The organism is Paraburkholderia sp. MM5384-R2 (genome assembly GCF_014201025.1).
GTDB lineage: Bacteria > Pseudomonadota > Gammaproteobacteria > Burkholderiales > Burkholderiaceae > Paraburkholderia > Paraburkholderia tuberum.
The window spans coordinates 1-24706 of sequence record NZ_JACHDI010000053.1 but is presented as its reverse complement, the minus strand read 5'-3'; the positions used below and the strand labels follow the sequence as shown (position 1 = coordinate 24706).

General features: G+C 61.8%; 17 protein-coding genes and 1 pseudogene. 15 read left to right on the top strand and 3 right to left on the bottom strand.

Annotated elements, in window-relative coordinates; genetic code table 11:
* Window positions 1-239 precede the first annotated feature (239 nt).
* Window positions 240-1283: a transporter gene (locus tag HDG37_RS37765; RefSeq protein ID WP_184056550.1), complete on the top strand. Its 1044-nt coding sequence runs from the start codon at window positions 240-242 to the stop codon at window positions 1281-1283.
* 133 nt (window positions 1284-1416) lie between these two features.
* On the opposite strand, the gene hmpA is transcribed toward HDG37_RS37765, so the two are convergent.
* Window positions 1417-2598, bottom strand: a complete 1182-nt coding sequence (gene hmpA / locus HDG37_RS37760; RefSeq protein ID WP_184056549.1) for an NO-inducible flavohemoprotein — start codon at window positions 2596-2598, stop codon at window positions 1417-1419.
* Window positions 2599-2736: 138 nt separating this feature from the next.
* Here hmpA and norR point away from each other — a divergent pair, with 138 nt between their 5' ends.
* The 8 genes and pseudogenes from norR (at window position 2737) to HDG37_RS37720 (ending at window position 13132) form a co-directional block, all read left to right on the top strand.
* Window positions 2737-4332 (top strand): nitric oxide reductase transcriptional regulator NorR, encoded by a 1596-nt coding sequence (norR, locus tag HDG37_RS37755; RefSeq protein ID WP_184056547.1) that lies wholly within the window; start codon window positions 2737-2739, stop codon window positions 4330-4332.
* 225 nt (window positions 4333-4557) lie between these two features.
* The gene (locus HDG37_RS37750) at window positions 4558-5400 is read left to right on the top strand and encodes a MaoC family dehydratase N-terminal domain-containing protein (protein ID WP_184056545.1); all 843 of its coding nucleotides are present in this window, start codon (window positions 4558-4560) and stop codon (window positions 5398-5400) included.
* Window positions 5401-5418: 18 nt separating this feature from the next.
* On the top strand, window positions 5419-6582 hold the full coding sequence (locus HDG37_RS37745) for an acyl-CoA dehydrogenase family protein (RefSeq protein ID WP_184056543.1): 1164 nt from the start codon (window positions 5419-5421) through the stop codon (window positions 6580-6582).
* Between the two features lie 16 nt (window positions 6583-6598).
* Window positions 6599-7777 (top strand): CaiB/BaiF CoA-transferase family protein, encoded by a 1179-nt coding sequence (locus tag HDG37_RS37740; protein ID WP_184056541.1) that lies wholly within the window; start codon window positions 6599-6601, stop codon window positions 7775-7777.
* Window positions 7778-7791: 14 nt separating this feature from the next.
* A complete protein-coding gene (locus HDG37_RS37735) occupies window positions 7792-9180 on the top strand; it encodes an MmgE/PrpD family protein (RefSeq protein WP_184056539.1) in 1389 nt (462 codons plus the stop codon).
* Window positions 9108-9994 (top strand): annotated as a pseudogene (locus tag HDG37_RS37730) (HpcH/HpaI aldolase/citrate lyase family protein). The gene HDG37_RS37735 and the pseudogene HDG37_RS37730 overlap by 73 nt, the downstream one beginning before the upstream one ends.
* 171 nt (window positions 9995-10165) lie before the next feature.
* On the top strand, window positions 10166-11785 hold the full coding sequence (locus HDG37_RS37725; RefSeq protein WP_184056537.1) for a glycoside hydrolase family 43 protein: 1620 nt from the start codon (window positions 10166-10168) through the stop codon (window positions 11783-11785).
* A 48-nt stretch (window positions 11786-11833) separates the two neighbouring features.
* On the top strand, window positions 11834-13132 hold the full coding sequence (locus HDG37_RS37720) for an MFS transporter (protein WP_184056535.1): 1299 nt from the start codon (window positions 11834-11836) through the stop codon (window positions 13130-13132).
* Here HDG37_RS37720 and HDG37_RS40525 read toward each other — a convergent pair.
* Entirely contained in the window at window positions 13080-13388 is a 309-nt protein-coding gene (locus HDG37_RS40525) for a hypothetical protein (protein ID WP_184056533.1), read from the bottom strand. The genes HDG37_RS37720 and HDG37_RS40525 overlap by 53 nt on opposite strands.
* Window positions 13389-13554: 166 nt before the next feature.
* Here HDG37_RS40525 and HDG37_RS37710 point away from each other — a divergent pair, with 166 nt between their 5' ends.
* From HDG37_RS37710 to HDG37_RS37685, 6 genes are all read left to right on the top strand, one after another.
* Window positions 13555-14937: an MFS transporter gene (locus HDG37_RS37710; protein ID WP_184056531.1), complete on the top strand. Its 1383-nt coding sequence runs from the start codon at window positions 13555-13557 to the stop codon at window positions 14935-14937.
* A gap of 114 nt (window positions 14938-15051) precedes the next feature.
* Window positions 15052-15963 carry a LysR family transcriptional regulator gene (locus HDG37_RS37705; RefSeq protein ID WP_184056529.1) on the top strand — a complete coding sequence of 304 codons (912 nt, stop codon included), beginning with the start codon at window positions 15052-15054 and terminating at the stop codon, window positions 15961-15963.
* 170 nt (window positions 15964-16133) lie between these two features.
* A complete protein-coding gene (locus tag HDG37_RS37700; protein WP_184056526.1) occupies window positions 16134-17633 on the top strand; it encodes an aldehyde dehydrogenase family protein in 1500 nt (499 codons plus the stop codon).
* Between the two features lie 153 nt (window positions 17634-17786).
* A complete protein-coding gene (locus tag HDG37_RS37695) occupies window positions 17787-18959 on the top strand; it encodes an FAD-binding oxidoreductase (protein ID WP_184056524.1) in 1173 nt (390 codons plus the stop codon).
* Window positions 18960-19111: 152 nt separating this feature from the next.
* On the top strand, window positions 19112-20158 hold the full coding sequence (locus HDG37_RS37690) for a PLP-dependent aminotransferase family protein (protein ID WP_184056522.1): 1047 nt from the start codon (window positions 19112-19114) through the stop codon (window positions 20156-20158).
* Between the two features lie 626 nt (window positions 20159-20784).
* On the top strand, window positions 20785-21888 hold the full coding sequence (locus tag HDG37_RS37685; RefSeq protein ID WP_184056520.1) for a YjgN family protein: 1104 nt from the start codon (window positions 20785-20787) through the stop codon (window positions 21886-21888).
* A gap of 329 nt (window positions 21889-22217) precedes the next feature.
* Here HDG37_RS37685 and rpoD read toward each other — a convergent pair whose 3' ends face one another.
* The gene (rpoD, locus tag HDG37_RS37680; protein ID WP_184056518.1) at window positions 22218-24212 is read right to left on the bottom strand and encodes an RNA polymerase sigma factor RpoD; all 1995 of its coding nucleotides are present in this window, start codon (window positions 24210-24212) and stop codon (window positions 22218-22220) included.
* Window positions 24213-24706 lie beyond the last annotated feature (494 nt).

The following is a 24706-nucleotide window of genomic DNA, read 5'->3' as shown; positions in this document are numbered from 1 at the left end:
GTGCGGATTGCCCGTGTGAAAGTAGGTAATCGTCAGGCTCCCCTCCAGTCAGAAACCCCACCCGCCGCGGTGGGGTTTTTGCGTTTACGCGGCCGTCATCGGCAGAGATGACGTTTCGGAGACAATCCAGCCGCCACAATTCGACAATACGACGCCGGAAAGTGCGCGCGTCAACTCTCTTTCAATTGTTCGCGCTATGCTCACGTATTCCTTTCGGAAGCGCTCGCATCGAACGACCTATGAAATCAGATCTGGCAATGCAAACCTACGGCGCGGATTCGTCGGGTATGGTCTGCGGTTTCCGGTTTTCGCCGACGCTCGCCGGGCGGCCGATCGACGCGGACGAAGTCATCGACTGGTACCGCGAGCGCGAGGACGATGCCGGCACTAGCGCGACGGACGCTGGCGAGTTTCTATGGCTTCACTTCAATCTCGCGCATAGCGCGAGCGAGCGCTGGATGCGCACGCAACTCGATCTGCCCGAAACCTTTTTCGACGCCTTGCGCGAAGGCTCGCATTCGACGCGGATCGAGCATGCGGACGGCGCACTGCGCGCGGTCGTCAACGACGTCATGTTCAACCTCGAATTCATCCCGTCAGAAATCGCGACGCTGTGGATCTACGCACATAAGCGGCTCATCGTGACGGCGCGGCTGAAGCCGCTGCGCTCGGTCGACCGTTTGCGCGCGTCGGTGCGCGAAGGTGAAATATTCAGGTCACCTGCCGAACTGCTAGTTCATCTGATGCGCGACCAGGCCGACCTGCTCGTGCAGATCGTCCGCCGAACCAGTGCCGATGTCGATCGAATCGAGGATCGCTTTCTGTCGCAACGGCCGACGCAAAACCGCCTGGACCTCGGCGCGATGCGTCGCACGCTGACACGCCTGCAACGCATGCTGGCACCCGAACCGGGCGCGATTTTCCGCTTGCTGGCGAGGCCGCCTCGCTGGCTTCATGCGGAAGACGTGCAAGATCTGCGTGAATCGACGGAGGAGTTCTCGGTTGTGATTTCGGACGTAGCGGGATTGATCGAGCGGGTCAGATTGCTGCAGGAAGAAATCACCTCGCGCCTCGAGGAGCAGAACAACCGGACGCTATTTACGCTGACGCTCGTCACGGTGCTGGTGATGCCGATCAATATCGTCGCCGGTTTCTTCGGCATGAACGTCGGTGGCATTCCGCTCGCCGAGAACAAGCATGGCTTCTGGCTGATGGTGGTGCTGGTCGCCGGCTTTACCGGGCTGACAGGCTGGTGGGCGTTTCGCCGCAGGAGGGAGCGCTAGAAGGCGCGGCAGATTTGGCCCGCTTGTTACGGGCCCAAACCCGCCGGCGTGATCGAAGCCCGAACATGCCAGTCTCCGAATACGCTTCGCAGCGGTTCAAAGAGGGCAAGTACTCGTCGATTACTCGAGTGCGTTATTCGAGCGCGGCAGCCGGCCCAAAGAACTCGTAACGGCTCTGCGATTCCGGCACGCCGATCGCCTTCAGCCCTTTCTTGATCGCCTTCATGAACGCGACGGGCCCGAGGAAATACACGTCGACATCGCGCGTTTCCGGCAACCACTTCTTCAGATTCGCTTCGTCGACGTAACCGAGCGCGTGCGCTTCGGCATCGCCATCACGGCGCTCCTCGTAGCAATAGAAGCGCTTCAGTCGCGGATGGCGTGCGGCCAATGCATCGATTGCGCCGCGGAATGCATGCACGCCACCATGACGGGCCGCGTGAATGAAATGCACCGTACGATTGGTCTCCAGCGCGGCCTCCAGCATCGCCATCGTCGGCGTAATGCCAACACCGCCGCTGATCAGCACCAACGGCTTGTCGCCAGGTTGCAGCGTAAATTCGCCGGACGGCGCGAACAGATCGAGCGAGTCGTTTTCCTTGATCTGCTCGTGCAGATACTTCGACACGGTGCCATTCGGTTCACGCTTCACGCTGATGCGATATTCGCGGCCATCGCTCATTGCGGACAGCGAATAGTTGCGACGCACTTCTTCGCCGTCGATCACCAGACGCACGCCAATGTACTGACCCGGCTGAAACGCGAGCAATTCGCTGCCGTCATCGGGACGCAGATAGAACGACGTGATCTCGTCGCTTTCACGCATTTTGCGCGCGACGCGGAACAACCGCGTGCCGCGCCAGCCGCCGGGCGCTGCTGCGCTTTCGGCGTAGATCTTCTCTTCGAGGCCGATCAGCAGATCGGCGAGTTGTTGATACGCGGCGGCCCACGCTTCGATCACGGCGTCGGTTGCGACGTCCGCGCCGAGTACTTCGCGAATCGCGCGCAGCAGACACTTGCCGACGATCGGATAGTGCTCAAGCTGCACGTTCAGCGACACGTGCTTGTTGATTATCTGCGCGACTAGCCCGCCCAACTGCTCGAGCTGATCGATATGGCGCGCATACATCAGCACGCCGTTGGCCAACGCGCGCGGTTGCGCGCCGCTTGCCTGATTGGCTTGATTGAACATCGGGCGCACTTCCGGATGCTCGCTGAGCATCAGATTGTAGAAGTGCGTGGTGAGCGCCTCGCCGCCGCTTTCCAGGAGCGGCACGGTTGCTTTGATGATGGCGCGGTGTTCGGCGGATAGCATGTTTTTAAGTCCTGGTGAGAGTCTGAGTGAGCGTCTGTCTATCAGCGAATGTCACAGCCGGTTTCGGCAGACTGCCTCTGCTATCCACGATTCGTGCCAGGTATAAAATGCATGTAGATCAACGATCTGGCAATTAAGATGGTTCATTCGACCCTAGTCGAAAAGACTCGGCCCGCAGTCGATCTGACTACATGGGCGGTCCTCGATGTTCTTACCCCGCTGATTCTCGACCTGTCGCGCGAGCTGTCCGAGCGCGAGCGTTATCGGCGGCTGCTCAGCGCGCTGCGCTCGCTATTTCCGGGCGACGCGGCCGCTCTGCTACGCCTCGAAGGCGATACGCTGGTGCCGCTCGCCATCGACGGCTTGAGCAGCGATACGCTCGGGCGGCGTTTTCGCGTCGCCGAGCATCCGCGCTTTCAGGAGCTGCTGGCCCAGCCAGGGCCGACGCGCTTCGCCGCCGACTCCGATCTGCCCGATCCCTACGATGGCCTCGTGCAAGGAATGGCGCCCGGGCACCTCGAAGTGCACGACTGTCTGGGGTGCCCGCTGTTCATCCGCGGCGAGCCTTGGGGCTTGCTCACGCTCGACGCACTCGACCCGGCGCGCTTCGACACACTCGACATGGCCTCGCTGCAGGCGTTTCTCGGCCTCGCGGCCGCGACCGTGAGCGTCGTCGAACGCATCGACGCGTTGGCGCGCAATGGCGAGGAGGCGCAGCGCCGCGCCGAAGCGTATCGACTGGCGAGCAGCGAGAGCCGGCGCGAGCTGATCGGCAGCAGCGACGCGCATCGCCGCATGATCAAGGAGATCGAGGTGGTGGCCGCCAGCGATCTGACCGTGCTCGTCACCGGCGAGACCGGCGTCGGCAAGGAACTTGTCGCCAATGCGATCCACGCGCTGTCGCCGCGCGCAAACAAGCCGCTGATCAGCCTGAACTGCGCAGCGTTGCCCGATACGCTCGTCGAGAGCGAACTGTTCGGGCACGTGCGCGGCGCGTTTTCGGGAGCCTCGGCGGATCGACGCGGCAAGTTCGAACTCGCGGACGGCGGCACCATTTTCCTCGACGAAGTCGGTGAGTTGCCCCTCGCGGTGCAGGCAAAGCTGTTGCGCGTACTGCAGAACGGCCAGTTGCAGCGCATCGGCTCGGACCACGAACACAGAGTCGACGTGCGGCTCATCGCCGCAACCAATCGCGACCTCGCCGAAGAAGTGCGCGCGGGCCGCTTTCGCGCCGACCTCTATCATCGCCTCAGCGTGTATCCGCTGCGCGTGCCGTCGTTGCGCGAGCGTGGCCGCGACGTGCTACTGCTGGCGGGCTTCTTCCTCGAAGACAATCGCTCCCGGCTCGGCTTGCTGAGCCTGCGTCTTGCGGCTGACGCGCAGGCCGCATTGCTGCACTACACATGGCCCGGCAATGTGCGCGAACTGGAGCATCTGATCGGACGCAGTGCGCTGAAGGCGTTGGCGGCCAATCGTGAGCGCCGCCGTATTCTGACGTTGACGACCGCGGACTTCGCGTTGTCGGACGCACAAGATCATGAAGCCAATCAAATCGCCACGCAGAGCGAGGAGAGCGAGACGAAAGACTTTCGCAGCGCGGTCACCGAGTTCGAACGCAATCTCGTTCTCGAAGCGCTGATCCGCAACAGGCAGAACTGGGCCGCGGTCGCGCGCGAGCTGGGGCTGGACCGGGCGAATCTGAATCGGCTGGCTAAACGGCTCGGGCTCAAATGAGCGAACAGGCGCAGGGGTGCCGTCGCGGCCCGGCACGAGGGTCAAGCCACATCGAACCGCCGATCGCGCCGACAACAGATCGTCAGCGCCGCTCGCCGCTCGCTGGGCTCAACGTCTTAACGAAAAACAAAGGCCCGCTTCGGAAAATCGAACTTCGCGGAACGCAGCGCGTCGGTCATAGTGGGCCCTAACGAGGACCAACACACTGAATCTGGAGACTCCGTCATGTCCGCTGCCCCAGAGAAACTCGACGATTGGCTCAACAAGCAGGCGGTGGCCGAAGACGACATCACCGCGTTTCCATTGAAGGCGCTTGCCGCCACGCTCGATCGCGAGGAAAGCGGTAACACCGTGCCGCCGTTGTGGCACTGGCTGTACTTTCTGCCGGTCACGCCGCTATCCGAAGTCGGTCCCGACGGACATCCGAAGCGTGGCGGTTTTCTGCCGCCCGTGCCACTGCCGCGCCGCATGTGGGCTGGCGGCCGGCTCACGTTTCATGCGGCGCTGAAGATCGGCGAGCATGCGCGGCGCACGTCGACGATCGCCAATATCGAGGACAAGACCGGCCGCTCGGGCCGCCTCGTGTTCGTCACCGTGCAACATACGATCGAAGTCGATGGCGAGTTGAAGCTCGAAGAGGAGCACGACATCGTCTATCGCGACGCGCCGCAGGAGGGCGCGCGGCCGCAACAGCCGGCGCCCGCGCCCGAAGACGAAACATGGCGGCGCACGATCGACGCCGATGCCGTGATGCTGTTGCGCTACTCGGCGCTGACGTTCAACGGCCATCGCATTCACTACGATCATCCTTATGTCACGCAGGTCGAAGGCTATCCGGGCCTCGTCGTGCATGGCCCGCTGATCGCGACGCTGCTGGTCGATCTCGTGCGCCGAGAACTGCCGCAAGCGACGCTGCAAAGCTTCGCGTTTCGCGCGCTTCGCCCCACGTTCGCGGACCAGCCGTTCACGGTATGCGGCAAGCCCGCCGCCGACGGCAAGACCATCGACCTGTGGGCGAAGGACCACGAAGGTTATCTGACCATGCGCGCGACCGCCGCGCTCGCCTGAATTCCGCGAGACTCGACTATGCAAACCACGCAACACGATTCGTTCCAGGACATTCGCGAGGCCGTGCGCGATCTGTGTCAGCAGTTTTCCGGCGAGTACTTTCGCAAGATCGACGAGGCGCGCGGCTATCCGGAAGAGTTCGTCGACGCGCTGACGAAGGCCGGCTGGCTCGCCGCGCTGATTCCGCAGGACTTCGGCGGCTCGGGGCTCGGGCTCACGGAAGCGTCGGTGATCATGGAGGAGATCAATCGCGCGGGCGGCAACTCGGGCGCGTGCCACGGGCAGATGTACAACATGGGCACGCTGCTGCGGCACGGTTCGGAAGAACAGAAGCGCAAGTATCTGCCGAAGATCGCGAACGGCGACCTGCGTTTGCAATCGATGGGCGTGACCGAGCCGACCACCGGCACCGATACGACGAAGATCAAGACGACCGCAGAGCGGCGCGGTGACCGTTACGTGATCAACGGTCAGAAGGTGTGGATCTCGCGCGTGCAACACTCGGACCTGATGATTCTGCTCGCACGCACCACTTCGCTCGCGGACGTAAAGAGGAAATCAGAGGGCATGTCGATCTTCATCGTCGATCTGCGCGAGGCGATCGGTCATGGCCTGACCGTGCAGCCGATTCTGAACATGGTCAATCACGAGACCAACGAGCTCTTTTTCGACAACCTCGAAATTCCCGCCGAGAATCTGATCGGCGAGGAAGGGCAAGGCTTCAAATACATTCTCGATGGCCTGAACGCGGAGCGCACGCTGATCGCCGCGGAATGCATCGGCGACGGTTACTGGTTTGTCGATAAAGTCACCGAATACGCGAAGGAGCGCGTCGTGTTCGGCCGGCCGATCGGACAAAACCAGGGCGTGCAGTTTCCGATCGCGCGCTCCTTCATCAACGTCGAGGCAGCGAGCCTGATGCGCTTCGAAGCAGCACGTCGTTTCGACGCACATCAACCGTGCGGTGCGCAGGCGAATATGGCGAAGCTGCTCGCGGCGGATGCGTCGTGGGAAGCGGCCAATGCGTGCCTGCAATTTCACGGCGGCTTCGGCTTCGCATGCGAGTACGACGTCGAGCGCAAGTTTCGTGAAACGCGTCTGTATCAAGTCGCGCCGATATCGACCAATCTGATTCTCTCGTACGTGGCCGAGCATATCCTCGGGCTGCCGCGTTCGTTCTGACCCGCTGGCGGACATCATGAGACCACTCGACGGTATCAAGGTCATCACGCTCGAACACGCGATTGCCGCGCCGTTCTGCACGCGTCAACTGGCGGATCTCGGGGCGCGCGTGATCAAGATCGAACGGCCCGGCGTCGGCGATTTCGCGCGCGGCTATGACGAACGTGTGCATGGGCTGTCATCGCACTTCGTGTGGACCAATCGCTCGAAGGAGAGTCTTTCGCTCGACCTGAAGCAGCCCGCGGCGGCCGAGATTCTCGATGCGTTGGTTGCCGATGCCGACGTGCTCGTGCAGAACCTCGCGCCAGGCGCGGCCGCCCGGCTTGGCCTCGGCTACGACACATTGAGCCACAAGTCTCCGAAGTTGATCGTCTGCGATATTTCCGGCTACGGCGCGGACGGTCCGTATCGCGACAAGAAGGCGTACGACCTGCTGATTCAAAGCGAGTCCGGCTTCCTGTCGATCACCGGTTCGCCCGGCGCGCCAGCGAAAGCGGGCTGTTCGATCGCCGATATCGCGGCGGGCATGTACGCGTATTCGAACATCCTGAGCGCGCTGTTGCAGCGTGGGCGCACAGGGCGCGGTTGCGGCATCGATGTATCGATGCTCGAGAGCATGGTCGAGTGGATGGGTTATCCGCTCTACTACGCGATCGACGGTCAGTCGCAGCCCGCGCTTGCGGGCGCCGCGCATGCAACGATCTATCCTTATGGCCCGTTTCCCGCTGGCGACGGCAAGACGGTCATGCTTGGCCTGCAGAACGAACGCGAATGGAAGCTGTTCTGCGAGCGCGTGCTCGAACAGCCTGAACTGGCAACCGACGAACGCTTCGCATCGAACTCGAAACGCACTGCGGCGCGCGACGCCTTGCGCGAGGTGATCGTCGCGGCGTTCGCGAAGCAGAGCGCGGCGCACGTGATCGATCGACTCGATGAGGCGGGCATCGCGAACGCGCAGATGAATACGCTCGCCGACGTCTGGGCGCATCCGCAACTGAAGGCGCGCGAGCGCTGGCAGGAAGTCGGCACGGCAACGGGGACGATACCCGCATTGCGGCCGCCCGGTCTGCCTTCCGACCTCGAGCCGCGAATGGACCCTGTGCCCACGCTTGGTCAACATACGGAAGCAATTCTGCGTGAGCTCGGCTACGACAATGGGCGTATCGACGCGCTGCGCGCGGCGGGCACGATCTGATTCGGTAACGACCCATGAACTACCATCCCAGTCTCACACTTGCCACTTTCGCCGCGCAACTCGACTTCGACCGCATCCCGCACGAGGTCGTCGAGCGTACCGTCAACCTGTATGTCGATTGGCTCGGCTCGGCGCTGGCCGGCAAAGGCGCGCGCCCGGTCGAGACGATCGCGCGGTTCGCACGCACGGCAGCCGGGGCGACGAACGAGGGCCTCTGCGAGGTGCTGATCGACCGCGGTCGCACCACGCCGTATTTCGCCGCGATGATCAACGGCGCGGCATCGCATTTCGCCGAACAGGACGATGTGCACAATGGCTCGGTGTTTCATCCGGCGACCGTGGTGTTTCCGGTTGCGCTCGCGTTGGCACAGGCAAAGCGAGCGTCGGGGCGCGACTTCATCGCGGCGGCGGTGGCGGGATACGAGGTCGGCATTCGCATCGGCGAATTTCTCGGGCGCTCGCACTACAAGGTGTTTCACACCACGGGCACGGTCGGCACGGTCGCGGCCGCGGCAACGGCAGGACGCTTGCTGGGTTTGTTGCCGTCCCAAATGCTCGATGCGTTCGGCTCGGCGGGCACGCAGGCGAGCGGCCTATGGGAATTTCTGCGCGACGCCGCCGACTCGAAGCAACTGCACACCGCGATGGCCGCCGCGAACGGCCTGATGGCCGCGCAACTCGCCGCCGACGGCTTCAAGGGCGCGACGCACATTCTCGAAGGCGCCCAGGGCATGGCCGCGGGCATGTCGAGCGACGCCGATCCGGCGCGCCTCGTCGATCGGCTTGGCAGCCGCTGGGCGACCGCGGAGACGTCGTTCAAGTATCACGCGGCGTGCCGCCATACGCATCCGGCCGCCGATGCGCTGCTCGCCGTCGTGCAGACGCATCGTTTCGCGCCGCGCGACATCGCGAAGGTCGTCGCGCACGTGCATCAAGGCGCGATCGATGTGCTCGGTCCCGTAGTCGCGCCGCGCACCGTACATCAGGCGAAGTTCAACATGGGCACAGTGCTCGGGCTGGTCGCGCATCACGGCTATGCCGGCGTGACCGAATTCGAGCAGGGTTTCGACGCGAGCGAGATCGCCGCGTTTCGCGACAAGGTCACAATGGCGCTCGACGCTGAAGTCGACGCCGCCTATCCCGCACGCTGGATCGGCAAGGTCACGGTGACGACGACCGACGGCCGCGTGTTCGATGGGCGTGTCGATGAGCCGAAGGGCGATCCAGGCAATACCTTGTCGCGCGACGAGATTGCGACGAAGCTGCATCGGCTGGCGGCGTTTTCGGGTGCGGCTAGCGAAGAGGAGGCGGCGCAACTGCTTCGCCGCGCATGGCATATTGCCGAAGAGAAGCAGATTGGCTCGGTATTCGATGCAACTTCGCGCACGATGGTGGCGGCATGAGCGCGTTGCCCCGGTCGTATCTGTTCGTGCCTGGGAATCGGCCTGAGCGGTTTGACAAGGCCTATGCGGCCGGCGCGGATGCGGTGATTCTCGATCTGGAAGACGCGGTGCAGCAGGATCAGAAGGTGCCGGCGCGTGCGACGGTTGTGGCGGCGGTGTCGACTAACGCATCGCGGGCCGCCTGGGTGCGTATCAATGGCTCGGATACGCCATGGTTTCCAGATGACGTTGCGGCGCTCGTTGGGCAGACCGGCGTGGCCGGAATCGTGCTGCCGAAGGCTGAGACGCGCGAACAGATCAACGCGGTGCTGGCGAACGCGCATCCGGCGTTGAGCGTGCTGCCGATTGTCGAGACTGCGCGCGGGTTCGCGAATCTTGCGGAGTTATGCAGCGCGCCGCGCGTGCTGCGTATCGTCTTCGGTACGCTGGATTTCAGATCGATCTCGGCATCGATGGGGATGGCGAGGAGTTGTATCTGTTTCGCTCGCAGATCGTGCTTGCGTCGAGGCTGGCTGGCATTGGTGCGCCGGTGGATGGCGTGTCGACGACCATTACCGATGCTGATGCGGTGCAAGCTGATGCGCGGCGCGGCCGGCGGTTCGGTTTCGGCGGCAAGCTTTGCATTCATCCGAAGCAGATCGAGCCGGTGCATCGCGCGTATGCATGGAGTGACGCCGAGGTGGAGTGGGCGCAACGGGTGCTTGCGGCTGTCGAGGCGAGCCATGGCGCCGCGGTTGCCGTGGATGGGAGGATGGTCGATATGCCGGTGATTCTGCGGGCGCGGAGGGTTGTGGGCGATTCCGAAAGCTTCTGACAATGCGGTTTTCCGTCGCCCCTACCCCCCATCGTCGCACTTGAATAGTTAGCAGGTCACATGCTAGATTAAGTTGTTATCGGTAACGCATTTCGACGGAAAGTTTCGCTGTCGCAACGTTGTCGATAAAGAAGTTCTGTTCCTCTCAGCACGTCAAAAAATACCCTCCCGATGAGTACTATTCAAAATCCAGTTCTGCGCGGCTTCAACCCGGATCCTTGTGTGTGCCGTGGCAAGGATGCGTGGTATATCGCGGTTTCAACGTTTGAATGGTATCCGGGCGTTCTCATTTACGAATCAAAAGATTTCGTCAACTGGGAACTCAAGGCCACGCCTCTCGACAGACTATCGCAATTGAACCTGATCGGAGAGCAGCCGTCCGGAGGCATATGGGCGCCAGCCCTCTCCTATCACGACGGTCTTTATTGGCTCGTCTATACCGACACCAAGGCATGGAAAGGCGAGCAGAAGATCTCCCCGCTTCGTGACATGCACAACTACCTCGTAACCGCCCCGGACATCACCGGACCCTGGTCGGAGCCCGTGCATCTCGTGTCCGGTGGATACGATCCATCCCTGTTCCACGACGAATCTGGCAAAAAGTGGCTCGCCTATATCCGGCGCGATTTCAGAGGTATCTACGAAGACCTGTTCGTCGGAATCGTTCTGCGGGAATACTCGGTGCAGGAGGAAAAGCTGATCGGCGACGAGCACGTCATCTATAAAGGCGCCAACCTGAAGACCGATTACTTCATGAAATGTCAGATCTACGAGGCTCCGCATTTGCTGAAGAAGGGAGACTGGTACTACCTGATCACAGCGGAGGGGGGCACAGGCTATACACATGCAACGTGTGTATCCAGGTCCCGCGACATTTTCGGTCCATACGAGCTTCATCCTGATACGCCGATGCTCACGTCGCGCGACGCGAATGGACGGATTCAGCGGACCGGCCACGGCAATCTGGTCGAGGGTCCCAACGGCCAGTGGTACATGACGTACCTCGGATCGAGACCAATCGATGCGCACACGAAGCGCTCGCCGCTAGGCCGTGAAACCTGTGTCGCACCTATCGAATGGCATGCCGACTGGCCCCGCCTCGCCAGTGGCGGAGTGGTTCCGGCCGAATCTTTTGCGATCGACTCGGATATCGAGCAAAGGCTCGACAGCAGTTGGACGATCGATTTCGGACAACGTGCCGCGCTGCCCCTGGAACTGCAGAGTCTGCGCATCCCCATCGGCGACGACTGGTGCAATCTTCACGAACGTCCGGGCTATCTGCGGATAAGGGGGCAAGAGTCGCCGACTTCGCGGTTCCATCAAAGCTTGTTGGCCTGTCGCATCCGCGACTGGCAGTTCGAAGTCGAAACCGCGCTGGAATTTTCACCCAAGTCATATCTGCACATGGCTGGGCTTATGGCGCGTTACGACGAGAACACCTTCTACTATCTGTTCGTCACGCGCGACGACGACGGCACAAAAATCCTGTCCTACATGGAAATGGATGCCGGCAGCTTCGCCTACAGCAATCGACTGGCGACGCTGCCCGAGGCCACCGGGATCGACCTGCGGATTCGCGTCGTGGACGCGAAACTGCGCTTCTTCTATCGCTTGACGCACGGTGACTGGAAGGATCTTGAACTGGAAAAGGATTTCACGAAACTCAGCGATGAATATGCAACCCCCATCGGCTTCACGGGGGCATTCGCGGGTATCACCGTCAACGACATGCTTGGCTTTCGCGAGCCTGCCGATTTCAAGTCGTTCTCGTACCGCCAATTGATCGGCTAAAGCTCGGATTTCGTGTCATCGCTGTCATTTAATAATAAGGAAGATCTCATGCGCTTTCGTTGGAGACATCGCTACCTCGTGCTGCTTATTTTGTTCGCAATCTATCTGCTCTGTTACATGGACAGAATGATCATGGCAGCGGCTATTCCATTCATTGCGTCCGAGTTTCATCTGTCCGCGATGGAAATGGGTGGGATCCTGAGCGCGTTCTTCTTTAGCTACGCGCTATGTCAGATCCCGGCTGGCCTGCTTGCAGACAGATTCGGTCCGCGGCTGATGACGACGATCGGCATCACCTGGTGGACGATTTTCACCGCGCTTACCGGACTGTGCAATTCGCTCGGCTTGATGCTGGTGGTGCGGGTCGCGTTCGGCATCGGCGAAGCGCTCTTTCCTCCCGCCGCGTTCAAGGCACTGTCGGCGTGGTTCCCAAAGCGCGAAGTGGGACGGGCAACCGGGTTGATGATGACCACTAATGCGCTGGGACCCGCACTGGCGCCGCTGTTCGTGGCGGCCGTGATGTCCGCGTGGGGCTGGCGCGCGATTTTCACGAGTCTGTTCATACCCGGTGTCGCGATGGCCGTATTCGGCTGGATCTATATCAGAAGCAGCCCGAAAGACAGCAAGCACGTTTCGAAGATCGAATTGGAGGAAATCGGTACCAGCGAAGAGTCTTTGTCTGCCTCTGCCGGCAAAGCGGATTTTGCTGGTTTGGTGAAAACGCCGCTGGTCTGGTGGTGCTTCGTCACCTTGTTCGTTTTCAGCATTGCCTCGTGGGGCATCATGAGCTGGTTCCCGACGTATCTGCTGAAAGCGCGCGGCCTTTCGACGGCCAGAATGGGCATTATGGCGTCGGTGCCATTTCTCGTCGGCACGATTGCCTATTGCATCACGGGCTTTCTTTCCGACAAGTTCTTCCGCAATCGTCGCGAATTGCTTGTCGTCCTCGGCTGCGTCGTGGCCGCCATCTTTGCCTATCTGACGGCCCATGCGGAGACCGCGGAAACGGCAGTGTTCTATCAGACGATCGGCTATTTCTTCTCAACCATGGCCGGCTGTTCGCTGTACACCATCCCGAACGTCGCGCTGCCGAACAAGGTCGTCGGGTCGGCAATCGGCTTTGTCAATGCGGCGGGTCAGCTGGCAGGATTTCTTTCCCCGCTGATCGTCGGTTACATCCTGACCAGGACGAATGACGACTTCAATGTCGTATTCCACCTCTTCGTCGGCTGCTTCTTGTTGGCTTCGGTCTCCGCCTGGTTCATCAATACGAGGACGGACCTCAGCGACTCTGTCACGCGGAGCGCCGGCGTAGAAGTGCCCGTGCAGAACCGGACAGCGGGATAAACGGCGCGACGGGGCTTGAGCCGGCGATAATTCCGGCTCGGTCACCGGCTTTGGGCAACGACTCGATCAGTTCATGGATGCGCATCCTGAACTCGAAATCGAGTTCATCGCGCGCGATCATTTCGACGATCTCGTTCTCGAGGGCTTTGACCTCGCGCTGCGGTTCGGCGCTGCCGCCTTTCGGGTATGCAAATCGCTTCTTTACCATTCCCTTAATCAAACCGGAACACTCACCTCCAAAAAGCCCAATTCCCACCCCACGTCACCTGTCGCACTCTTGAAGCCAACGGCCCTGCACGATCCTGCAACGGCCGTTCAGCGCTCTGCCCCGAGCCGCCGCATCGAACGAAGGCGGTCTCGCAGAACTGTTCCGCGCTCGCGCCTCTCGCCCGCGCGCAGACTAAAAAGACAGGAGACACAATTTGCCAGCCCCCATCAACTCCGGCGCACGCCTCGACCGCCTGCCGATCACCCGCTTCCACTGGAACATCCTCGGCCTGATCGGCGCGGGTGCTTTCCTCGACGCCTTCGACATCTATCTCGCCAACGGCGCGCTCGCGGCGATGGTCAAAACCGGCTTCACCGATCTCCGCCTCGGCTCGTTCTTCATCTCCGCGACCTTCATGGGCATGATGATCGGCGCGGGGCTGGCAGGCTATCTCGGCGACCGCTTCGGTCGACGCTATTCGTATCAGGCCAATCTCGCGATCTTCGGCATCGCATCGCTCGCCGCCTGCTTCGCGCCGAACATCTACTGGCTGATCCTGCTGCGCTTCGTCATGGGCATTGGCCTTGGCGCCGAACTCGTGGTCGCGGCCGGCACGCTGTGTGAGTTCGTGCCACCCGCCACACGCGGCCGCTGGACCGCGCTGCTCGCGCTGATCATCAACTCCGGTCTGCTCGGCGCGACCGCAGTCGGCTATTGGGTAATTCCACATCTCGGCTGGCGCTACATGTTCGCGATCGCGGGGATTGGCGCGATGGTCGTGTGGTTCCTGCGGCATCGGATGCCGGAATCGCCGCGCTGGCTCGAAACGGTCGGCCGGCTCGAAGAGGCGGAGGCCACCGTCTCGGCAATCGAGCGACAGGTCGAGGCGCGTGTCGGCAAGCTGCCGCCGGTTTCGCGCGTGGTCAGTCACGAGGTGCCGGCCGCGCCGTTCTCGGCGCTGTTCGCGCGCGGCATGATCGGCCGCACGCTGGTCGCCGCGCTGACCTGCATGGCGGTCAACATGTCGCTGTACGGTTTCGTCGCGTGGCTGCCGACGTTCTTCGTCAAGGAAGGCCTGACCATCGTGCAGTCGCTCGGCTTCGTGCTGCTGATGTCGTTCGGTGCGCCGGCCGGCGCTGTCGTCGGTTATCTCGTGACGGACCGCCTGGGGCGACGCAACGGCATCGTGCTGTTCTCGCTTGCAACGATCGTGCTCGGCTTCGTCTACGTGCAGATGCGCGCGCCAGTGCCGATCGCGGTCGTCGGTTTCGCGCTCGTCACGACGATCTACACGGTCTGCACGCTCGGCCTGTTCGGCTATATCCCCGAGCTGTTTCCGACCGCGCATCGCTTGCGCGGCACCGGCGTGGCCGGCACGTGCGGCCGCGCGGCGTCGATGTCGACACCCTACGTCGCGCTGCTGCTCTACACGGAGTTCGGCGTGACGGGTGTGCTGACGATGGTCGGTGGCGTGCTGTTGTTGCTGAGTATCGCGATTCTCGCGCTGCGCATCGAAACGAGTCAGCAGACGCTCGAAGAGATTTCGCCCGATGCCGAGCTGATACCGCAAGCGGAGATGATGCGAGAGTCGGCTTAAGCCGTGCGCGCATCAAGGTGATCTGTCGATTCGGATCTTTCCCCGGCTAAATTTTCGCTGCACTAGGTTAAGATGAAAGTTTGCTTTGCACATGCTTCGCTAGCAGCTTTCATCATGCACTTTGATTTCGTCGATTTACGCCTGCTCCTGCATATCGCCGACACGCGCAACCTCGCGCGTGCGGCGGAGCGTTCGCACCTGTCGGCGCCGGCCGCCAGCAACCGGGTCAAGAATCTCGAGGAGCAGCTCGGCATCAAGCTGCTCTATCGAACCAGCCAGGGCGTGACGCCGACGCCCGCGGGCGAAGCCTTCGTGCATCACGCGCGGCTCGTGCTCGAACGCGTCGAGCATCTGGCCGGCGACATGCAGGAGTATGGCGAGGGCATCAAGGGCCACGTGCGCATCTGGGCCAACACGACCGCGATCAGCGAGTTTCTGCCGGCCGTGCTGAGCCGTTTCCTGCGCGATCACCCGGACGTGAACATCGATCTGCGCGAAGTGCTGAGCGGCGAGATCGTCAAGGGCGTCGCCGACAGCGCGACCGATATCGGGATCGTCGCGGGCAATGTGCATGCCGAGCATCTGCAGATGCTGCCATATCGCGACGATCGGCTCGTGCTGGTTACGTCGTGCGAGCATCCGTTCGCGAGACAAGCGTCGGTCGATTTTTCGCAGGTGCTGAACGCGAACTTCGTGAGCCTGCCGACGTCGAGCGCGATTCACGCGTTCATCACGAGTGCCGCCGATGCGCTCGGCGCGCGTCTCAAACTTCGCATCCAGGTCGGCAACTTCGAGGCCGCGTGCCGGATGATCGAAGCGGGTGTCGGAATCGGCATCGTGCCGGAGTCGGTCGCGCTGCGGCACAGAAAGACGATGCAGATCGCGATCGTCGGCCTGAACGATCCGTGGGCCGTGCGCAAGCTGAAGATCTGCGTGCGCAGTCTGAAGGACTTGCCGCCGTTCGCGCGTGTGCTGGTCGACCGGTTGATGGCGGTGCTGGAGGAGGATGGGGGGCCAGATGCTTGACGCGCGGGCGTGAGACCCGCCCGAAGTCTGACGAAGTTTCCTTCTGGAAACAGCGCCGCCTTTTGTCAACCGGTATTTCACTCCCCAAGCATCTTCTTGCCGCCACAAAAACCCGCGTGTATAGTTTCCGAACTTACTCTTGTTTCGTATCGGAAATTAAAGGGGTTCACATGGACGCGTCCACTATCCTCGCGGATCTCGGCATTGCCCAAGCCGCGCAAGCCGGCGATATCGCCGTTCATTCGCCGATCACCGGCGAGCTCATCGGCCGTGTGGCCAGCCAGACGGCGGTCGAGGTCGACGCGGCGCTCGCCCGGGCCAAAGACGCGTTTGCCGTGTGGCGTAACGTGCCGGCGCCGCGCCGCGGCGAGCTGGTGCGGCTGCTCGGCAATCGGCTGCGCGAACAGAAGCAGGCGCTCGGCAGCCTCGTCTCGCTGGAGACGGGCAAGATCCTGCAGGAAGGCATGGGCGAAGTGCAGGAAATGATCGACATCTGCGATTTCGCGGTCGGTCTGTCGCGTCAGCTGTACGGTTTGACGATCGCGTCCGAGCGCCCGGGTCATCGGATGGCGGAGTCGTGGCATCCGCTCGGCACCTGCGTCGTGATCTCGGCGTTCAATTTCCCGGTGGCGGTCTGGTCATGGAATGCGGCGCTCGCGCTGGTGTGCGGCAACGCGGTGATCTGGAAGCCGTCGGAAAAGACACCGCTCTCGGCGCTGGCCGTGAACAGGATTCTCGAAGACGCGCTGAAGGAATTCGGCGACGCGCCAGCCGGCCTGGCCGCATTGATCAACGGCGGGCGCGACGTGGGCGAAAAGCTCGTGGCCGATCCGCGCGCGTCGATCGTCAGCGCGACGGGCAGCACGGAAATGGGTCGCAAGGTTGGCGTCGAAGTAGCGAAGCGCTTCGGCCGCTCGCTGCTCGAACTCGGTGGCAACAACGCCGGCATCGTCACGCAGACGGCCGACCATGAACTCGCGATGCGCGGCATCCTGTTCTCGGCGGTCGGTACGGCCGGTCAGCGCTGCACGTCGCTGCGGCGTCTGTTCGTGCACGACAGCGTGTACGAGAAGACCGTCGAGCGTCTGAAGCAGCTGTATAGCCGCGTGCCGATCGGCAATCCGCTCGAAAAGGGCACGCTGATGGGGCCGCTGATCGACCGTCAATCGTTCGACCGCATGCAGGAAGCGCTGCACCAGGCGAAGGCCGAGGGCGGCAAGGTGTTTGGCGGCGAGCGAGTCGACGTGAAGGGTTATGAGGGCGGCTACTACGTGCGTCCGGCCATCGTCGAGATGCCGTCGCAAACGTCGGTCGTGCTGAAGGAAACGTTCGCGCCAATTCTGTACGTGCTGCGCTATGCCGATTTCGCCGATGCGGTCGAGGCGAACAACGCAGCGCATCACGGCTTGTCGTCGTGCGTGTTCACGAGCGACCTGCGCGAAGCGGAACGCTTCCTGTCCGCGTCGGGCAGCGACTGCGGCATCGCGAACGTCAACATCGGACCGAGCGGCGCGGAGATCGGCGGTGCGTTTGGCGGCGAAAAGGAAACGGGCGGCGGGCGCGAGTCGGGCTCGGATGCATGGAAGGCTTATATGCGTCGCGCGACCAATACCGTGAACTACTCGTCGGCGTTGCCGCTTGCGCAGGGTATCGACTTCAATCTCGACTGAGCGCGCAAGTGTGACGTCGTGAACGATGGCGGCGCATCGCGTTGATGCCGGTGGGCCGCCGCCGTCCGGCGCGCCACAGCCGCGCGTTCCAGATAGCAATCCGTTTGCGCCGCCCGGCGTTCCGGAGCGGCCACGTTACTCGTGGAGTAAGACGTGAGTTCGAAAGTCGTGATCGTCGGCGGTGGGGTGATCGGCAGTTCGATTGCGTATTTCTTGCGGCTGTCCGATCCGACAGTCGGCGTCACGGTAATCGAGCGCGATCCGACCTATGCGCGTTCGTCGTCGGCCTTGTCGGCGGCATCGATCCGGCAGCAATTTTCTACGCCGCTTTCCATTCAGATGTCGCTGTTCGGCATCGAGTTTCTTCGCTCGATCGGCGAGCGGCTCGAAGTCGACGGCACCCGGCCCTCGATCGATCTGCACGAAGGCGGCTACCTGTTTCTCGCGACACCTGCCGGTGAAGCGACGCTGCGCGAGAATCACGCGCTGCAAAAAAGCCTCGGCGCGGATATCAGCCTTCTCGACACGCATGGCTTGCAAACGCGCTTCCCTTGGCTCAATACCGACGACCTCGTTGCCGGCGCTTATGGCGAAAGCGGCGAGGGCTGGTTCGACGGCTACGGTTTAGTACAGGCGCTGCGCAAGAAAGCGCAGGCGCTCGGCGCGCGCTATGTCGCGGCAGACGTTACCGCGCTGCATCGCGAGGGCAATCGCGTCACGCAGGTACAAACCGCTGACGGTGAGACTTATGCTTGCGACGTCGTCGTCAACGCGGCCGGCGCATGGTCGCGCAAGGTCGCACAGATGGTCGGCATCGATCTGCCCGTCTATGCGCGGAGGCGCAGTATCTTCAACGTCACGTCGCCGGCAAAGCTTGAACGCTGTCCGCTGCTGATCGATCCGAGCGGCGTGTACTTCCGGCCTGAAGGAAATTCGTATATCTGCGGCACGTCGCCGTCGGCCGATAACGATCCCGACGATCTACCGCTCGATGAAGTCGATCACGTGCTATTCGACGACGTGATCTGGCCGACGCTCGCCAATCGCGTGCCGCAATTCGAGGCGCTGCGCGTGCAGAACTGCTGGTCCGGCTATTACGAATACAACGTGCTCGATCAGAACGCGATCATTGGCCGTCACCCGGATATCGATAACTGCATTTTCGCGAACGGCTTCAGCGGCCACGGTTTGCAGCAAGGGCCGGCAACCGGACGCGGCATCAGCGAATTGATTCTGCATGGCCGCTATGCGACTCTCGATCTCAGTTCACTAAGCTTTACGCGCGTGCTCGAAAACCGGCCGATCATCGAAAAGAACGTGGTGTAGCGCCTTATATGGCTCGATGCGCGGGTCATGCGAAAAACGCAATAAATAGTACGTAGATATCGTTTGCCGCAGATCCCGCCGATGGCCACAATCGACGCCGATTGTCTTCGACATCCCAATCGATATCACACGCAAGGCAGGCGGCCGTCATCATGTTCTCGTTCAATTCCGCATTCGAAGCCCCGAGCGGCTCGCCGATCCGGGAGCTGTTCAAATATCTCGCGCGGCCTGGCATGATCTCGTTTGCCGGCGGCTATCCGGCGAGCGATCTGTTCGACCGTGCAGGACTCGATGCCGCGGCCGCGCGCGCCTCGCAACAGCCGACGCTGTGTCTGCAATATGGCCCGACTGACGGTATCGCGATCCTCAAGGAACAGCTCGCGCAGCTGATGGCACGGCGCGGCACGCCATGCGCGCCAACAGACCTGCTGGTGACGACCGGTTCGCAACAAGGATTCGATCTGTTGCTGCGCGTGATGGTCGCGCCCGGCGACGTCGTGCTCGTCGAGCAGCCCGCGTATCCGGCCACTTTGCAGGCGCTGAAGCTGCAACAGGCCGACGTCGTCACGGTGCCCGTCGATCAACACGGCCTCGACGTGGCGAAGCTCGCCGCGGTGCTCGAGACGGGCACGCTGCGTCGCGCTCCCAAGCTGCTGAACACGGTGCCGACGTTCGCGAATCCGACCGGCGCGACGTTGTCGCTCGAACGTCGAATCGCATTGTTGAAACTGGCGGCGCGTTATCGGTTCGTGATCGTCGAAGACGATCCGTATGGCGATCTGCGTTTCGATGGCACGGCAGTGCCTTCGCTTTTCGCATTGAGCGAGCGGGTGCCCGGTTCACGCGATTGGGTCGTGCATTTATCGAGTCTGTCGAAGATCGTCGCGCCGGGTTGGAGCGGCATCTGCCGCGCGCTATGCGATGCGCTCGACACGCATCTCGCGCGGCACATCGCATTTCATCGTCCGGCCGGCGGCATGTTCGTGTGGGCGCGTCTGAACGCGGCACGCGATGCGTCCGACTATCTGCGCGTGTGCATCGAACAGAACGTGATGTTCGTCCCGGGTGTCGCGTTTTACAAGGACGCGGCCGATAGAGCTGCGCTGCGCCTGTCGTTTGCCGCGCCGGGTGTGGAGGAGATTGAAACCGGCGTGCACCGAATGAACCGCGCGCTCGAGCAGTACTGCGACGAGCAATAAAATCCTGATTGCATCAACACAATCAGTGGAATGCGGCAGATTACCCGGCGAGCATCTAATGTGCAGCCGGGTTTTTTTATCCAAATGCCAACAATTGTGGCGATTTAACAGAATTCACCGCATTCCTTATTAATCGCGAATCGCGTTGAGTTCGAATAGGCAATCGTTTTCGTCCGCGCGTGCCTTCTATGAGACCGACCGTGGCAAGCCGCAGATGAGGCCGCCCGGGATTGCCACGTCGAACGGCGCGTACGCGCGAGTGGCCCCTCAAATGATTGCCCCCAATGAAATCGTCATTGCACGCCTTAATTTCAAAATTATGCAATTCGAATAAATTCTGGCATTGCCAAATCTTGTAATGGAAGTGGCCGATTTATATGCGGAAATGCCATTTATAAAGATAAGAAACCGTGTAATTATCGTGCTTGCCGGCCGGCTTCCGTTTTGCGTGATTCCCGGAATGTCTGAAAGACAGGTTTTGCACGGGTTCGCGCCACACGAGTCGGCCTTCGCACGGGAAAGCATCGTCGCCCGTCGCGTTCGCCCATGCATGCCGCATATGAGTGCCGCACGAGAATGCGTGAGTGGGCCACAAAAACGTTAAATGAGGAAAAGGGGGCAACGCAATGAATTCACTCGACGAGAAGCGGCCGCTGCTGATCTACGACGGCACGCTCGGCGACCTCTACGGCATCTTTTTCAGAAACCTTGCGCTGCAAATCGTGACGCTCGGTATTTACCGCTTCTGGGCGACCACGAACAACCGCCGATATGTCTGGTCGCGCATGCGGTTTCAGGACGAGCGCTTCGAGTACACGGGCACCGGGGGCGAGTTATTCAAGGGCTTTCTGTTCGCGATCGTGGCCGTGTTCAGCGCGGTGTTCGCGGCTGGCTCGCTAAGCGTGGTCTTGCGCATGCTGACGAAAAGCGCGGCACTCGGTTGGCTGCCTGTCATCGCGTTGTATCTGCTGATCGTCGTGCTCGCGACGGGTGCGTTTTTCGGCGCGCAGCGCTATCGGCTGAGCCGGACGCAGTGGTGCGGTATTCGCGGCGGCATGACCGGTTCGGCGCTCGGCTTCGGCGTGCGCGCGTTGCTGTACGCGCTGTTGTGCGTTGTTACGCTTGGCCAGATGACGCCGTGGACATCGATGCGTCTAACGGAGTGCCGCATCAACGCGAGCAGCTTCGGTAGCCTGGCGTTTCGCTTCAAGGGGCGCGCGTGGGTCGTCTACGGTCTGTTCCTCGTTACGTTCGTCGGCGTGGTCGTGTTGTTCGCGGTGCTGTTCATGGTGTTTCTGAAGGGCGCTCTCGCATCGATGCATGTCGGCCAGGTGCCGGGGGCGAGTACGGCGCCGTCGCGGGCCGCGCTCGGATCGCTGTTTTTGTTTTATGCGCTGTTCTCCATCGGCACGATGCTGATCCGCGGCTTCTATGTCGCCGCGCTGACGCGCCACGTGATGGGCAATACGTCGCTCGGCTCGCAATTGCATTTCGGCAGTAACGTCAGCGTGGCGCGTCTGCTCAGTTTGCAGTGCGGCAACCTTGCGATCATCGTGTTCACGCTCGGCCTTGGGGCGCCAATCGTGCTGCATCGGCTGATGCGCTTTGCCGTCGACACGCTGCAGGTTTCCGGCTACCTCGATCCGCATATGCTGGGGCAAAGCACCGTGGCGGCGCCGCTGACTGGCGAGGGCATGCTGAATCTGCTCGATCATGGTGGCGCCTTCTGAGATTGGACTCGCGTTGAGAGCGCGGCAATGGGCGGAGGGCGCACGATGTGCGGCAAGTAATGGGACACGCGACTCATCTCAGGCGCGAGCGCGAAACGCAGTACGCTCAATGAGTTAGCGCAGTCATGCGCAGGTTGTCCACAAGCTTGTTCCCAAAATCTGTGGACAACAGGGGGGAAGCGAAGCGGAGAATTCGCGCCTGAAGAATTGTGGAAAGGTCCAGCACAAAAGCAAACAGCGGGACTCACCGTCGACCGGTTCATCCCGCTGCTTGTGTATGACGTGTGGGCGGCTTGCCGTGCAGCGCGCACGGCAAGCGTGGCAAACGCTTATCGGTCGAGGAACGACTTCAGACGGTCCGCGCGGCTCGGATGCATGAGCTTGCGCATCGCCTTGCTCTCGATCTGGCGGATCCGCTCGCGGGTCACGTCGAACTGCTTGCCCACTTCTTCAAGCGTGTGATCCGACTTCGTGTTGATGCCGTAGCGCATGCGCAGCACCTTCGCTTCGCGCGGGGACAGCGAGTCGAGCGCGTCGTCGATCGCGGCACGCAGGTCGGCCTGCATCGCGGCATCCGCCGGCGACGATACGCCAGCGTCTTCGATCATGTCGCCCAGCGTCGCATCGCCATCGTCGCCGACCGGCGTTTCGAGCGATACGGGTTGCTTCGCGATCTTCAGAATGCCGCGCACCTTCTCTTCCGACAGTTCCATGCGTTCCGCGAGCACCGCAGGGTGCGCTTCCTGGCCGGTCTGCTGCAGGATCTCGCGCGAAATGCGGTTCAGCTTGTTGATCGTTTCGATCATATGCACCGGCACGCGGATCGTGCGCGCCTGATCGGCGAGCGAACGAGTGACGGCCTGACGGACCCACCACGTCGCGTACGTCGAAAACTTCCAGCCACGACGGTATTCGAACTTGTCCACGGCCTTCATCAGACCGATGTTGCCTTCCTGGATCAGGTCGAGGAACAGCATGCCGCGGTTCACGTACTTCTTCGCGATCGAGATCACGAGACGCAGGTTCGCCTCGATCATCTCGCTCTTGGCCTTGCGCATCTTCGATTCGGCCGCGACCATCTGGCGGTTGATTTCTTTCAGATGCTTGAGCGGCAGCGACACCGTCGCTTCGATGTCGATCAGCTTCTGCTGTTCGGACTGGATGGCCGGCAGGTGACGCTCGAGCGCCGCACCATAGGTCGACGCGCCGGTGCGCGCGGCACGCTCGGTCCAGCCGAGGTCGGCCTCGCTACCCGCGAACGTTTCGATGAATTTCTCGCGCGGCATGCCGGCCTTCGAGACGACGATCTGCAAAATATTGCGCTCGATCGCGCGCACTTGCGCGACCTGGCGCTGCACGTCGCCGCACAGACGGTCGATCGTGCGTGCGGTGAAGCGGATCTTCGCAAGGTGCTGCTGAATGTCTTCGCGTGCGCGCAGATAGGCCTTCGACGTGACGTCGCCGCGCGCGTGCGACGCGTTCATCTGGTCGTACAGAATGCCGACCTGGGCGAAGATTTCGAGGCAGTCGCTCGTGAGCTGCTTCAGGCGAGCTTCGTCCGCCGCCGACGAATCTTCCGGACCGACGTCGTCGTCTTCTTCGTCTTCGCTGTCTTCGTCGGCGTCGCTGCCTTCATCGGCATCCGTGTCGGCGCTCGCGACTTCTTCCGCGGCGGCCGTCTCTTCATTCAGGCCGTCGACGAGTTCGTCGATGCGCAGCTCGCCGTCGACAACCTGCTGCGCGCTCGCGAGGATCGCGGAGATCGCGAGCGGGCACGCGGCGATCGCTTGCACCATTTCGTGCAGGCCGTCTTCGATGCGCTTCGCAATCGCGATTTCGCCTGCGCGGGTGAGCAGCTCGGTCGCGCCCATTTCGCGCATGTACATACGCACGGGGTCGGTGGTGCGGCCGAACTCGGAGTCGACGGTCGACAGCGCGACTTCGGTTTCCTCGTCCGCCTGGTCGTCCGACACCACGGCGGGGGAATTCGAGTTGAGCAGCAGCGTTTCCGCGTCCGGGGCCTGCTCGTAGACCTGCACGCCCATGTCGCTGAACGCGCTGACGATGCTGTCGATCGCGGCGGTTGCGGTGAAGTTGTCGGGCAGGTGGTCGTTGATCTGCGCGTGGGTCAGGTAGCCTTGCTCTTTACCCAGCTGGATCAGTGCGCGCATCAGGCGCTGGCGTTCTTCGGCTTGTTGCGGCAGCAGCTCGGCTGCCACGGGAATCGCTTTGCCGGCGCCCTTGCCTTTGGCCGACCGGCCGGACGGAACTTTGGCAGTGAAGGCGGTGTCGTGTTGCGAATCTTCGCGATCAAAAGGGTTCACGTAATTTCCTCTAGAGGCTTCGCTATGAGACGCAAGACGCTACCGTCAGGCGTTTCGAGCAGGGCTCAGCATCACCTGATGTGACTCAACGCGGTTGTTGGGCTGTGCTCTGGGGAGCAAAAAAGATGAGCCCGCTCGAAGCGGGCCGATGGACATGCGAAATTTTGCGCGGCTCGCATTATATACGAGCTTGGGGGTTCGCGCTCATGGGTGCACATCAAATCATCATCGCTGTTGTCGCAGGCATTGCGTCAGGCTACGCAGGTGCATAGTCCGTGGCCATGCGCGCGACCCGACCTAGATAGGGGCGAGTTGCTCCTTGCACAAGGGGGCTCCATGTCGTTTTCCTGTATATGGAGTCGTATCCTCGCATGCTGTCCCCAAAAGAAATTCGCAGAAGGGTATTGACGTGTTGTCGACCGCTCTCCATAATCTCGTTTCTCTGCTGCAGACGCAGCGACGCAAACGAAGCAGTGCCGGGTAGTGGTGGTTCA

What these genes read in the sequence shown, in the direction of transcription:
- HDG37_RS37745 (WP_184056543.1), top strand. Translation starts at nt 5,419, where the DNA reads ATGCAAACCACGCAACACGATTCGTTCCAGGACATTCGCGAGGCCGTG.
- HDG37_RS37705 (WP_184056529.1), top strand. Translation starts at nt 15,052, where the DNA reads ATGCACTTTGATTTCGTCGATTTACGCCTGCTCCTGCATATCGCCGAC.
- HDG37_RS37690 (WP_184056522.1), top strand. Translation starts at nt 19,112, where the DNA reads ATGTTCTCGTTCAATTCCGCATTCGAAGCCCCGAGCGGCTCGCCGATC.
- norR (WP_184056547.1), top strand. Translation starts at nt 2,737, where the DNA reads ATGGTTCATTCGACCCTAGTCGAAAAGACTCGGCCCGCAGTCGATCTG.
- hmpA (WP_184056549.1), bottom strand. Translation starts at nt 2,598, where the DNA reads ATGCTATCCGCCGAACACCGCGCCATCATCAAAGCAACCGTGCCGCTC.
- HDG37_RS37720 (WP_184056535.1), top strand. Translation starts at nt 11,834, where the DNA reads ATGCGCTTTCGTTGGAGACATCGCTACCTCGTGCTGCTTATTTTGTTC.
- HDG37_RS37735 (WP_184056539.1), top strand. Translation starts at nt 7,792, where the DNA reads ATGAACTACCATCCCAGTCTCACACTTGCCACTTTCGCCGCGCAACTC.
- HDG37_RS37740 (WP_184056541.1), top strand. Translation starts at nt 6,599, where the DNA reads ATGAGACCACTCGACGGTATCAAGGTCATCACGCTCGAACACGCGATT.
- HDG37_RS37725 (WP_184056537.1), top strand. Translation starts at nt 10,166, where the DNA reads ATGAGTACTATTCAAAATCCAGTTCTGCGCGGCTTCAACCCGGATCCT.
- HDG37_RS37700 (WP_184056526.1), top strand. Translation starts at nt 16,134, where the DNA reads ATGGACGCGTCCACTATCCTCGCGGATCTCGGCATTGCCCAAGCCGCG.
- HDG37_RS37765 (WP_184056550.1), top strand. Translation starts at nt 240, where the DNA reads ATGAAATCAGATCTGGCAATGCAAACCTACGGCGCGGATTCGTCGGGT.
- HDG37_RS37685 (WP_184056520.1), top strand. Translation starts at nt 20,785, where the DNA reads ATGAATTCACTCGACGAGAAGCGGCCGCTGCTGATCTACGACGGCACG.
- HDG37_RS37750 (WP_184056545.1), top strand. Translation starts at nt 4,558, where the DNA reads ATGTCCGCTGCCCCAGAGAAACTCGACGATTGGCTCAACAAGCAGGCG.